Source organism: Cysteiniphilum sp. GTC20157, assembly GCF_055396795.1.
Genome location: NZ_AP044699.1, coordinates 81,943 through 93,997, shown reverse-complemented (window position 1 = coordinate 93,997; position 12,055 = coordinate 81,943). Strand labels below are relative to the sequence as shown.

12 protein-coding genes are annotated in these 12,055 nt (G+C 35.9%); 9 read left to right on the top strand and 3 right to left on the bottom strand.

Annotated features, from left to right (window positions below):
• Positions 1–96: 96 nt before the first annotated feature.
• Together ACZ5V8_RS11815 and ACZ5V8_RS11810 are read right to left on the bottom strand one after the other, a co-directional pair.
• Positions 97–1,359, bottom strand: a complete 1,263-nt coding sequence (locus ACZ5V8_RS11815; RefSeq protein ID WP_464218757.1) for a DNA polymerase Y family protein — start codon at positions 1,357–1,359, stop codon at positions 97–99.
• 17 nt (positions 1,360–1,376) lie between these two features.
• Entirely contained in the window at positions 1,377–1,700 is a 324-nt protein-coding gene (locus ACZ5V8_RS11810; protein ID WP_464218756.1) for a YbjQ family protein, read from the bottom strand.
• A 338-nt stretch (positions 1,701–2,038) separates the two neighbouring features.
• On the opposite strand from ACZ5V8_RS11810, the gene ACZ5V8_RS11805 reads away from it, so the two are divergent.
• From ACZ5V8_RS11805 to ACZ5V8_RS11790, 4 genes are all read left to right on the top strand, one after another.
• Positions 2,039–2,449 (top strand): hypothetical protein, encoded by a 411-nt coding sequence (locus ACZ5V8_RS11805; protein WP_464218755.1) that lies wholly within the window; start codon positions 2,039–2,041, stop codon positions 2,447–2,449.
• A 184-nt stretch (positions 2,450–2,633) separates the two neighbouring features.
• Positions 2,634–3,080, top strand: coding sequence for a lipocalin family protein (locus tag ACZ5V8_RS11800; RefSeq protein ID WP_464218754.1), 447 nt, complete (start codon positions 2,634–2,636; stop codon positions 3,078–3,080).
• Between the two features lie 43 nt (positions 3,081–3,123).
• Positions 3,124–3,957, top strand: coding sequence for a MipA/OmpV family protein (locus ACZ5V8_RS11795; RefSeq protein WP_464218753.1), 834 nt, complete (start codon positions 3,124–3,126; stop codon positions 3,955–3,957).
• A 12-nt stretch (positions 3,958–3,969) separates the two neighbouring features.
• A complete protein-coding gene (locus tag ACZ5V8_RS11790) occupies positions 3,970–5,379 on the top strand; it encodes a cryptochrome/photolyase family protein (protein WP_464218752.1) in 1,410 nt (469 codons plus the stop codon).
• Here the strand turns inward: ACZ5V8_RS11790 and ACZ5V8_RS11785 are convergent.
• Entirely contained in the window at positions 5,364–6,884 is a 1,521-nt protein-coding gene (locus ACZ5V8_RS11785; RefSeq protein WP_464218751.1) for an NAD(P)H-hydrate dehydratase, read from the bottom strand. The genes ACZ5V8_RS11790 and ACZ5V8_RS11785 overlap by 16 nt on opposite strands.
• 1,103 nt (positions 6,885–7,987) lie before the next feature.
• On the opposite strand from ACZ5V8_RS11785, the gene ACZ5V8_RS11780 reads away from it, so the two are divergent.
• The 5 genes from ACZ5V8_RS11780 to ACZ5V8_RS11760 all read left to right on the top strand — a co-directional run bounded on the left by ACZ5V8_RS11780 (position 7,988) and on the right by ACZ5V8_RS11760 (position 12,005).
• Complete coding sequence (locus ACZ5V8_RS11780) at positions 7,988–8,392, top strand: hypothetical protein (protein ID WP_464218750.1); 405 nt, start codon at positions 7,988–7,990, stop codon at positions 8,390–8,392.
• Positions 8,393–8,944: 552 nt separating this feature from the next.
• Positions 8,945–9,754, top strand: a complete 810-nt coding sequence (locus ACZ5V8_RS11775) for a phage integrase N-terminal domain-containing protein (RefSeq protein WP_464218749.1) — start codon at positions 8,945–8,947, stop codon at positions 9,752–9,754.
• On the top strand, positions 9,751–10,662 hold the full coding sequence (locus ACZ5V8_RS11770; protein WP_464218748.1) for a phage integrase N-terminal domain-containing protein: 912 nt from the start codon (positions 9,751–9,753) through the stop codon (positions 10,660–10,662). Before ACZ5V8_RS11775 ends, ACZ5V8_RS11770 begins: the two co-directional genes overlap by 4 nt.
• 8 nt (positions 10,663–10,670) lie before the next feature.
• A complete protein-coding gene (locus tag ACZ5V8_RS11765) occupies positions 10,671–11,483 on the top strand; it encodes a prepilin peptidase (RefSeq protein ID WP_464218747.1) in 813 nt (270 codons plus the stop codon).
• Between the two features lie 9 nt (positions 11,484–11,492).
• The gene (locus tag ACZ5V8_RS11760) at positions 11,493–12,005 is read left to right on the top strand and encodes a hypothetical protein (protein WP_464218746.1); all 513 of its coding nucleotides are present in this window, start codon (positions 11,493–11,495) and stop codon (positions 12,003–12,005) included.
• The last annotated feature ends 50 nt before the right edge of the window (positions 12,006–12,055 follow it).

Below are 12,055 nucleotides of genomic sequence, written 5' to 3'. Positions count from 1 at the left end.
GATTTCCATATCGCCTATTATGTTCTATTTTAGTTTTAAATCAAGAGATATTTTTTTATTTTGTTCTATTTTTTTAAACTTAATTGATTTTTGCTATCAAAGACTGTTTTTCTTACCCGTAGCATCAAAGTTAAAAGCTATAACAGGCACCATGTTTGCTTTATCAGCCAAAAGCTCAGCGGCACTTCGCAGGGTATGCTTACCAAATTTATCGTTCACTAAATCTTTAACATCATCCAATTTATCATGTTTGGTAACCTTTGGATCAGGGGCAAGAAGGTCTTCAAATAAATCAAGCTGCCTGATTTCACTGGACTGCAATGATAATGCTGTAATCTGTACCTGATAAAGCGCTTCATGATGCCAGCTTTTGAAATGGGTTTGAACATATGACCAGATCACGCTGGTACTGTTTGTTGCAGGTTGAACTTTATATTTATGCCCTACCCAACCTTTTGCTGTTTTAAACCCAATGAAAAATAAATCACTTACCACTTTATGATGACGCATCCTGCGTGTTAACCGCTCAACTAATTGGCGCATAATCCCACGAATGACATCGCGATCATTTTCACCAGCAGTAACTTTGCCATGACCCATGGATTTATGATCTTTGTCTGTTGTATCTACAGGTAAAGGATCATGCCCTAGACATACCGAATATAACCTGCGTCCAATATCACCAAATCTATTGGATAATATTGACATCGGAAACCTCTCAATATCAGCGCATTTCAATACCCCATATTGATTTAAGTACCGCTCAATATTCTTACCGATCCCACATATATCACCGATAGATGCCCTACCAATATATGACTTGATCTGATCAGGCGTCACAATGCTTGTTTCACCTTTATTCCTGGCGCAATATTTTGCTGTTAGCTGACCTTCAGTAATACCAATGGAACAGCGAATGCCACCACTTGCTTCAAACACGGTTTTTCTGATCTTCTCAGCAATAATTTTAACCGAGCCATAGAGCTTTAAAACAGGCATTAAATCAATGTAACATTCATCAATACTGTAAACACTAATATCTGGTGTAATATCCATCAGTGCCCGCATGATATTGCCAGAAATTTCAGCATAGCGATCCGGTCTTGATGGACGCTTTATCAGTTGCGGGCAAAGCTTTAGCGCTTCAGACATTTTCATGCCGGTTTTAATGCCATAATCGCGCGCTTCATAGCTTGAAGATATGATTGTTGTTCCTTTATCACCATTCGTCACCGCCACAGGACATCCGCGCAATTCTGGAAAATCAACCTGCTCACACGATGGGAAAAATGCCATCAGGTCAGTTAAGCAGACACAGGTTGTCCAATGTGTTTTAGTATCAGGACAGTAAAATGACATAATAACGGCAAACCACCCTACTCAATAACCACCGCTGTGCCATAACAAAATACCTCGCTGATTGCTTCGCCATTGCCATCCATACTTGAGGTATCATAGCGAAAAGCAACGATCGCATTCGCACCAAGTGATTGAGCGTGCTCAATCATATTCTGATAGGCATCCTCACGGCTTTGATTAGCCATATTTGCATAGGCTTGATTATTACCACCAATAATCTTTTTCAATCCACCGAAAAATCCCTGTGTCCACGTTGGCGTACGCACGATAATGCCATGTGCCACACCTTTTACTTCTATAATCTTTTTATTCGGGATTTCATTGGTTGTTACAACAAGCATACTAAATACCTTCCTGATTGATTTGTTTTAATTTTATTATTTGCTTTATTTTACAGATAATAAAATAAGCAGGGAGAAAACTCACCACTATTGAAATCAGAATTTTTAATTCTCTTAGATTTGAATACACATTGTCCTGCAATACAAAAAGACAAAAAGCCACAGCCGTTGTAAGCAAAAACATCAATATCATTATAATTGCATTCATATAGCACCCCATTATCAAAAAAGAAGAAGTTATCATTATTCAACTTACTTAATGCTTGAATTAAGTCATTACAGACACAATATTAGCACAAAGCTTGAGAACTTAACGTAAATATAGACATATGAATGATATGAGTGATATTGTTTTTAAAACAACCGAAGATCAGCAAAATTTTGAAAAAGCTAAAAAACTGTTAAAGCGCACATTAAAACTATTCCATGCTGACGGTGGTATCGGCATTGCACAGGATCAACACCAAAAAATTCTAAGCTATGAATTCATCATTAACTTAAACAAAGTACCTATCAATTTTGGCACCTGTTTGACAACATATGAATTGCTTGAAAAATCCAAGCTTTATCATGAGCTCGTAAAGGATAGTATTACGAGCAAGATTGATATTTATGAAAATTGTGTCAGTAAGGCTACATCAAACCCAAGTTATCGTCCTTTAATGATTGATCTGCAAATAGCTTCCGAAAAAGTGAAGCATATTTATGATTTGGAACAAAATTCAATGCCAAGTAAGCTAATTCATTAACAGCATAATAATCTGGCATCCTAATTTTATATTAATAAAGGCATTTCAAATCATGATAATATCGATAAACTAATAAGTTATAATCAAAATCATTTATACAGGAAGTCATACCTTGATAAAATCATATAAACCATGGACTGCATTGTTTTTTCTTTTTGTCAGTGGATGTGCAAATTATAAACCGATGAGAGTTGCACAAAATGTCGAGTTGAATAAGTATATGGGCAAATGGCATGAAATTGCTAGACTGCCTAATAGTTTCCAGAAAGGTTGCGCATGCTCTACGGCCGACTATAAAATCATCGATAATGACTATATATCTGTCACCAATCAGTGCAATAAGAATGGCGTTATTAAAACATCAACTGCAAAGGCATGGCGCGTCAATCATGATGATAATAGCAAACTCAAGGTGAGATTTTTCTGGCCATTCACTGGTAATTACTGGATTTTATACGTCTCGTCTAATTATAAATATGCCGTAGTGGGAGAACCATCAAGAGAATATCTTTGGTTTCTCAGTAGAACTAAATCTGTAGACAAAAAATCTTTTAATTTAATGAAGAAAGTTGCATTATCTCAGGGCTACGACTTGAGTAAGCTAATTAGTGCTGACAACACCGACTGCTAAATGTGGTGATTCTATCAAAAAAATTCTTTAACTAAGAGGTTACATGAAAAAGCTACTCTATATCATTTTAGCAACACCCATTATACTATCAGCTAATCAATCAAAGGATCTTTCTAATGACAAGGAGAATTCAGAAAATAAGGACAACACTGTCGAAAAATTTAGTCCAGTGCAATATCCTTTTGGTATTGGATTTGCTGGTATTTTTTCTCCCAACCCATATAAAGATACTGACCCTACGATACTTCCTGTACCCGTAATCAGTTATAAAGGTGAAGATCTGACGTTAAATGGACCTTATGCCTCATATCGTTTTTTCCATACAAATAACACCGCTAGTAAAATCCAGTTGTTTTTATACCCTGAAGTATTTAAAGCAGATAAAAGCAATGATCTTCAGCTAAGGCTCTTGGATAATAGAAACTATCTTTTTATGCTCGGTCTAAGCCAATCTTTCAAAAGCACATACGGTGATATTAACCTTGGTGCGAATATTGATGTCACCACAAAGACCAATGGCTATCTGTTAAGCGCTGAGTATAGTAAAAAGCTTTTTTTACCTGTCAGCAGTAAATTCTTATTTTTTATCACACCATCATTAGGTGTTACCTATAGCAGTGAGCAAATCACAAACTACTTTTATGGTATTAGCGCATCAGAAGCCACTCGATCAGGTTTACCTGAATACAGTACAAACGGTGCTTTAAGTCCATATCTAGGGGTAAACATGCTGATCAATTTTTCAAAACGCTGGAATCTATTTGTTGCGACTAGACTTAATCGATTACCCGATCAGATTTATGATAGCCCGATGGTTAGTCAGCGTTATATTTTTACCACTGTACTCTCACTCACATATAATTTCAGCTTTACTTAAGTGTATTAAATCATGTCAGATAAAATCTCAATTCACTGGTTTCGTCAAGATTTACGTATCTCGGATAACCCATCTTTGATAAAAGCACTCAGCCATGGTCGTGTACTGCCAATTTATATTTTTGATGATGTCAATGCTGGCAGATATTTACCCGGAAGTGCCAGTTGCTGGTGGCTATATCAATCACTAATATCGCTTAATAATTCACTTAATCATAATTTGTCCGTTTACAGAGGTGACCCTCTTGATATATTGAAGGACTTGATCAAGCGTTTTGATGTAGACGCCATCTATTGGAACAGATGTTATGAGCCGTGGCAGATATACAGAGATACCAAAATAAAAGAAGATTTAAAAAACCATGAGATAACAGTAGAAAGTAGTAATAGCCTTTTATTATGGGAACCATGGCAAATCAAAAATGCTGAAGGTTTGCCCTATAAAGTATTTACCCCTTTTTATCGTAAAGGATGCTTGCAGGCAGAATCGCCAAGACAACCTTTACCAGCACCGAATAATTTGCAATTAATCAACGATCAATATACTGATGGTATTAAATCACTTGGTTTACTTTCTCAAATTCCATGGGCTGAAAAATTTCAATCACATTGGAATGTCAGTGAAAAAGCTGCTCTTGAATCTCTTGATAACTTTATCAACAATAGTTTAAATAAGTATAAAAATGGAAGAGACATTCCTTCTGCAAATCATACCTCACAGCTATCACCATATTTACATTTTGGCGAAATATCGCCCCATCAGGTATGGGATGCTCTACAAAGTATTGAGCATGACACAAATACGGATACTTTTTGTAGTCAGTTAGGCTGGCGTGAATTTTCCTACCACCTACTTTATCATCACCCCAAAATACCTGAAAAAAATTTAAGGCCCAAATTTGATACATTCCCATGGGTTGATGACACTTCATGGCTTAAAGCATGGCAGGCGGGGCAAACTGGCGTTCCAATGGTTGATGCTGGTATGCGTCAGTTATGGCAGACTGGTTATATGCATAATCGTGTGCGTATGATAGTTGCCTCATTTCTTGTGAAAAATTTAAGAATTCATTGGCATCATGGCGAGCGCTGGTTCTGGGATACGCTTTTAGATGCAGACCTTGCTAACAATGCTGCAAGCTGGCAATGGGTAGCTGGATGTGGTACTGACGCAGCGCCCTACTTTCGTATCTTTAACCCAGTGACTCAAGGTCAAAAATTTGATCCTAACGGAGACTATATCAGACAATTCATTCCTGAAATTGCAAAGTTACCTGATAAATATATTTTTAGTCCATGGGAAGCGCCTAAAGACATTTTAATGAAAGCAGAGATTAATTTGGGAAAAAGCTATCCTTTGCCAATTGTTGATATAAAAATTTCACGAGAACTTGCGTTGCAGGCATTTCAGTCTCTATCATAATAAGATGATATATTATTCATTATCAAGATAACCTCATCTAACAACATAGAAGCTGTAAATCCATAATGACCATATTTTTTCACATAATTTTCAGCAGCAAGACCTTGGAGCAATAGGGCACACAAAGAAGCATGCTCTATTGAATTGAGCTGGGCAGCTAGACCGCCAATAATTCCTGTTAGTAAGTCACCAGAGCCAGCTGTTGCCAATATATTATGTCCATAGGGACTTAAATGAAGTTTGCTTTCCGTATAAATTAGGCTACCACAGCCCTTTAATAAAACCGATAAGTTAAATGTCTCAGCGAGGTTTTTAACCGCTTTAATACGATCATTACGAATGCAATTTGCATTGATATTCAAGATTCTTGCTGCCTCGCCCTCATGTGGAGTAATAATTTTTGATGAAGAAAAAGCTGTTTCTCCTATCTTTAAAAAATCTAAAGCCCCAGCATCTATAATCATGGTTTTATCAATATTAAGAATTGAAGGGATAATCTGCTCTGACCAATCTAGTCCGGCTGATAAGCCACAACCTATAGCAATTACGTTAAATTTATCTTGCTGCTTTAATAACTCAGTTGCTGAATGTAGCTTATGGCACATAATCTCAGGATGAACAGAATTAAGGGTGCTACAATCATTATCAGGGTGAGTGAAAACACTGACACGCCCTGCCCCAGATTTTAAGGCGGCCATTCCAGCAAGAACTGCTGCACCAAACATGCCCTTGTCTCCTGCAACAATAGCAAGATGACCTTTATCGCTCTTATTAATGATTGGTTTATTGGGAAGTAATGATGAATATTTAGCTATAACTGATTTCTCAAGCATCTCAGCAACTGGAATCTCATCGATCTCAACAGGAAAATCAACTAGAGGAGCAAACACGTTTACACCAGTATAATTAGGTGCATAACCTGTGTACAAGCCGACTTTTTTACAAATAAAAGTCACCGTTTTTTGCGCTAATATCGCAACATTAAAGACTTTGCCTGTATTGGCACAAATGCCTGAAGGCACATCTACGCTTAGTGTGTTTCTGCTGTACTGATTAATACTGTTTATCACCATCTCAAATACGCCATGAATATCTCGATTTACACCCGTACCAAAAATAGCGTCAACTACAATATCAGAGCTTGATAAGCTACCAATGAAGGAATCATCAATGTTTTCAATTTGTTTTATATCAACGCCTATTGATTCAGCATGATCAAACATATATCGACTGTCAGGGGTTAATCGTTCTACTGAATTGCAAAGATAAACAGTAACCTTTATGCCCGACATGTGGCAAATAGCTGCAAGCATTAGGCCATCACCTGCATTATTACCCATACCACAAACTACAGTAATTCGATCGCATAATTCCTTTTGAATTTCAAAAAAACAGGCAAAAGCCGCTTTTGACATCAGGTCAAGTCCATTAATGTTTACGTGATTTATAATAAATTGATCAATCTTTTTTGACTGTTCAGCAGTATAAAGTGCATTATCAAACATATCATTTTTCCGTTAGCAATAACTCCAATTATTTATAATACATAATAAATCATTATGTAACCAATGCTCTGTTAATATTGAGTTTTTAACTACAACAATGAGTTGTTTTTTGCCATTAAGGCAAAAATTATAACGATTAATTCAATGAGAATTATCGCTATATTTAGAGCTGTGCTCGTGGTCATTTGTTGAGGCTTATCCACTTGGGAAAGCCTTAAATAATGACTGGCTTCGTAGCCTTCCCTGCGTCACTGTTTGGACAGTGACGCAGGGAAGGCACGACCCGAAGTTTCTTAAAACATCCATCACGATCAATGAGATCAGTGATTCATTTTCCCCGCCCTGCTGTCAATGAGGGTTGCTATGCAGCAATGAGCTGCTCCCTTGTTTTACAAGCATTGAGCGCAGTTAAACAAGAGCAACCCGAATAGACAGAAAGGGCCTGCGGCCTAAATTCGACAAACAGACTATAATTTAGTCACCGCTTTTAGCATTCCTCATATTTGCGAATGGCAGCGTAAAATACAGCCATTTTGTACTTGCAGACTCAGTAAAAATTCCATAACATAAAAACAAAGCGATTTATCGCCATAACTTAAAGCAGAACTGATGAAGGCTGGAATGCCAGAAACATTGAAAAATGTCTTTTGTCGCGCATGTACACCGGTGAGTCATGCCACACTACTTAGTTGCCACAAAAAGTTGGTTCCTAAATAGCAAGGTGTCCGTTGATGAATACGATTGCTAGGGTTTTAGTTTATTACCGAATAATCTTGTGTCGCTAGTCGGCATAGCCAGCAAAGAGAGTTAATCGTATATCAGCCATTCTAAAGCAGTTTATGCTTCTAGAATGATTCCCCCACATATACTCGTTATATGTCCGTTCCTTATATGTAGCCCTATCGAATGAACAAGCTATGTATCCATTCCTTTACACCTTCTGTACGTAGATTGTGTCACAGTTGTTGTTAATCTTTAAAACATCGACAAATGAAAATTAAAAATAAGACATAAAAAACACGTATGCAAAAAAATAGTATGTAGAAAAAGTCACACTTGAAAAAAGCATATCAAAAAATAAAGAACACGATAAAGGACAAAATATGAACGACTATATAGAGAAAAAGACAACCGAACAACAGTCAATTTATACCGATGAGAATTATAAAAAATTAGTCAAAATCGCAAATGAAATACGAGACGAAACAAAATTAGATAATAACGCAGAAGACTTTAAGAAAAATAAAGAAGAAATTAAATCACGAATCAAAAAAATAAATGACATATACAACTTTATGCCATCCTACGGGATGTTCCTGAACAAATTAATCCATGAAGATAGTTTAGAAAAAGCAAAGCAGACAATCAAAACTTACATACTTGAAAACAACATACAAGGCTACTCACCTGACATCCGCGTTATCATTAACGCGTTAATGACAGAAGAAAACATAAATTCAGTAGAAAACGATATTATTGAAAAAATGAAACTTATTAATGATATGTAGACATATAGACACATGCATTCATAAAAATGAAAGATCAAAAAACATTCATGAAAGAAATTAAGATTCAAAAACATAAAAAAATGAAAAAAATTTAAAGAAAACACCACAATTGTGGTGTAGGTCGGTTTTAAAACCGTGCAAATATAAGAAATAAGACAACAGATTTAAAAGACGAAAAAATGCCTACAGGCAAAATAAAACAGTTTCCAGAAAACAAAATTTCAAAACAGATTAAAAATAGAACAGATAACGCTATGAATAAAAATTTCAATTATTTTCACTTTTACCCCCCTAAAGTGGGGTAGGTTGATTTTGAATCTATGGCAGTATCGGTTTTTGAAAAAAAAGATTGTTCAATAAAAAAGGAAAGACAAAATGAAAAAGATGAAAAAGATGACAAGTTGGCGTAGTGGCCAACAGAGAAATACGCTTTGTGAAGATTATGTCACAAAATACCGCTCTTCCCTTAACTAAAGGGACTTTATGTTGAAAAACATAATTTAGCGGTCATAACACTAAACGCGCGAGAGATATAACGCCAGAGACGTATGGATGAAATATTTAAAGTTAAAGCTTCTTAAAGAAGTATTTGCAGTAACTGATAAAGTAACACAGGGAACACCTACTTATAGGGTTCAAAGAAAGAATGTGCTTGTGCGCATCGTAGATGACCTGATGTATCTGTCTATTGCACAACAAAGTTTAAAGCTAATTAATGCAGAGCATCTGCAAAAATTAGTGGATCACTGGAGAAAAAATAATAACTCCATCTCTACTATCCGCAATAAAATTTCAATTTTAAAGTGGTTTATCCTTTCAACTGGAACCGAGCCAGATTTTCCAACATTAAAAGCCATGAATCTACAACGTCCTAAGAACAAGGTGCGTGCATATATTGATGCTTCTATTTCTGATCAGGTATTTAACCCTCTTGTAAAATCAATACTTGATTTTCAGTTTCAGTTTGGTCTCAGTCATCTTGAATCGATAAGAATTGACTTAGGCTCAGCAATACAAAAAGATGACCTGTTTATATCAAGGAAAATTTCACACAATAGAAAAAGTCGCTACGTATCTATCATGTCGCAATCGCAAAAAATAGCAATCAAAAATCGCCGTAGCTTAACACATACGCATCCTACGATTATAGATATTATACCTGAGAACCTACTCATCTACCTCTACAAAGCCGAATTATACCAATGCGGAATTAAGGAGCGTGTAGACATGCGCCATTTTTATGCGCGCAATAAACTGGCAGAGCTTGAGCGAAAAAAAGTTGATAAAGATAAGGCCTATAAAATGGTGATGTCTGATATGGGTTTCACTGAGATACGTAAATTAATGGAATTTTTATCATGAGTAAGCGAGCGCTTAAAGAGGTAAATTATTCTATTCACCAGTTTTCAGCTAAGAATAAAGCAAATATGTCATTTGCCACAAGACAGAGCATGACTGAGCGATTAAAAACGTGTTTTGGTGATTTACATCAGATTGGCTATAACATCCGTCATATACGCAATTTAAAAGCTAATCATGTAAATGAGTTAGTTGCACATTGGAAAGAAGAGGGTGTATCTACTGGTACCATTAAAAATAGAATGTCTGATCTACGTAAGGTTTGTGAGCATTATAATCGAAATCACGTCATTGACAAATCAAATAGCCAGTATGGCATAGCAAAGCGCTCTTACATTCCAACTGAAAATAAAGCCATTCATGCTATCAACATCGATAAAATTAAAGACAAGAATCTATACTGTTCAATTCAACTGCAAAAAGAATTTGGCTTACGACGCGAAGAGTGCCTAAAAATAAAACCAAAAGAAGCATTACAGCAAAATGAATCTGGGCAGTACTACCTAAAACTTCAAGGAAGTTGGACAAAAGGCGGCATAGAGCGCACTATTCCAATCAGCAATGAGAGACAGTTAGAAGTCATCCAAAAAGCTAGACAACTTGCCGGTAATGGTTCGATGATTCCAAAGAATAAAAGCTATATTCAACAGCGTAAAATTTATGACCGTGTTACACGAGAGAACAACTTATATAACTTACATGGCTTACGTCACGCTTATGCTCAGAATCGCTATAAAGAAATCGTTAATATAGCATCTAAGGGGAACGGATGGGATTGCCCTATTGCTGGTGGTCCAAAAAGGAAGGAGTTATCAGCTTCACAAAAAAAGATTGATAGAGATGCACGATTAATCATATCGAATGAACTTGGCCATTCCAGAGTGGCCATAATTAAAAATTACATCGGGTGAGGTTTTGAATGTCTTTTATTAACGCTTCACTAATACCTTTAAACTGCATAACAATTGGATTTGCATCAATTATCGCATTGGCTTTTGGCAGTTTTTTGAATGTAGTGATCTACAGATTACCGCTTATTATCTCTGGTTATGCAGACGCGACCTCACAAAAGATTAATCTACTTAAGCCCTCTCAATGCACACACTGCCATTATAATCTAAGACCTTTAGATAATATCCCAGTCCTTAGCTATGTAATGCTTAAAGGACGATGTAGAAATTGCAAAATAAATGTTTCTATAAGATATCCGTCAATTGAGATTATAAGCACCATTATTTGCGTTTATACGCTAGCCGTATACGGAATTACTATAGTCACTATCGCGTTATGTCTTTTATGGCTCTCATTAATTGCTCTGGCATTCATTGATTTCAAACATCTGTTACTGCCGGATACTATTACGATACCTTTAATCCTAATTGGTTTAACACTTAATTTTTTTGATGGATTAACATCCTTTGGTAATTCTGTTACTGGTGCCCTTCTGGGATATTTGCTTTTCTTCGCTATAGCAGTATCTTTTGGTCTGATCATCAAAAAGAAAACAATGGGAAATGGCGATTTTAAATTGTTTGCAGCAATAGGAGCATGGTTTGGCTTTGCATCGCTCCCTGTCATTTTGCTGTTATCATCGCTTTACAGCGTCCTAATTTACTTTCTGCTGCTAAATGATCAAAAAAATAAATACATACCTTATGGAACAGCAATAGCTATTGCCACATTCACCTTCTGGATTTTTCAGAAACCGATAAACAATTTTATTTTTTATTAAGGGTTAGTCATGTCTCTACAAAAACATCAAAGTGAACTTATTGAGATATTTAATAAAACAGTTACGCCACATGGAATACATGAACCAGATAATGTAATGTATATTGATTATGAGGACAAAGACATTATTAATTTTATTGAAAATGATCCAGCATATCGTGGAACCAACATTAAAGATTTTTGTGATTATAGGAACAAGAACTTTGATAAATATCACGCGGATATATTAGCAGCTTTTAATCCATACAAACCCAAAATGATAGCCTGTCACATATTTAAAACATCAGTAACCATTCATGAAGACTCCCACTTTTGTGAACAAACGAAGTGTTCAAAGGCTGTTATTTTACCCATACACATTAAGAAAAACACAAAGTATAACGATGCTCCATTGCAGCCAATTTTAATACATAGTAATCAACACGCTAACTTATGTGAATTTAATTTAACTGTATTCGATCCAACATTAAACCATGGTTTATTGAGCGATCACAGCCTGTTTACATTAATCAGTTGGGAATAATGAAAGAACGTCACACTCTGAAACTATGGTTTATGAAAGTGAATAATTAT

What these genes read in the sequence shown, in the direction of transcription:
- ACZ5V8_RS11785 (WP_464218751.1), bottom strand. Translation starts at nt 6,884, where the DNA reads ATGTTTGATAATGCACTTTATACTGCTGAACAGTCAAAAAAGATTGAT.
- ACZ5V8_RS11770 (WP_464218748.1), top strand. Translation starts at nt 9,751, where the DNA reads ATGAGTAAGCGAGCGCTTAAAGAGGTAAATTATTCTATTCACCAGTTT.
- ACZ5V8_RS11810 (WP_464218756.1), bottom strand. Translation starts at nt 1,700, where the DNA reads ATGCTTGTTGTAACAACCAATGAAATCCCGAATAAAAAGATTATAGAA.
- ACZ5V8_RS11775 (WP_464218749.1), top strand. Translation starts at nt 8,945, where the DNA reads ATGAAATATTTAAAGTTAAAGCTTCTTAAAGAAGTATTTGCAGTAACT.
- ACZ5V8_RS11790 (WP_464218752.1), top strand. Translation starts at nt 3,970, where the DNA reads ATGTCAGATAAAATCTCAATTCACTGGTTTCGTCAAGATTTACGTATC.
- ACZ5V8_RS11765 (WP_464218747.1), top strand. Translation starts at nt 10,671, where the DNA reads ATGTCTTTTATTAACGCTTCACTAATACCTTTAAACTGCATAACAATT.
- ACZ5V8_RS11795 (WP_464218753.1), top strand. Translation starts at nt 3,124, where the DNA reads ATGAAAAAGCTACTCTATATCATTTTAGCAACACCCATTATACTATCA.
- ACZ5V8_RS11780 (WP_464218750.1), top strand. Translation starts at nt 7,988, where the DNA reads ATGAACGACTATATAGAGAAAAAGACAACCGAACAACAGTCAATTTAT.
- ACZ5V8_RS11805 (WP_464218755.1), top strand. Translation starts at nt 2,039, where the DNA reads ATGAGTGATATTGTTTTTAAAACAACCGAAGATCAGCAAAATTTTGAA.
- ACZ5V8_RS11760 (WP_464218746.1), top strand. Translation starts at nt 11,493, where the DNA reads ATGTCTCTACAAAAACATCAAAGTGAACTTATTGAGATATTTAATAAA.
- ACZ5V8_RS11800 (WP_464218754.1), top strand. Translation starts at nt 2,634, where the DNA reads ATGAGAGTTGCACAAAATGTCGAGTTGAATAAGTATATGGGCAAATGG.
- ACZ5V8_RS11815 (WP_464218757.1), bottom strand. Translation starts at nt 1,359, where the DNA reads ATGTCATTTTACTGTCCTGATACTAAAACACATTGGACAACCTGTGTC.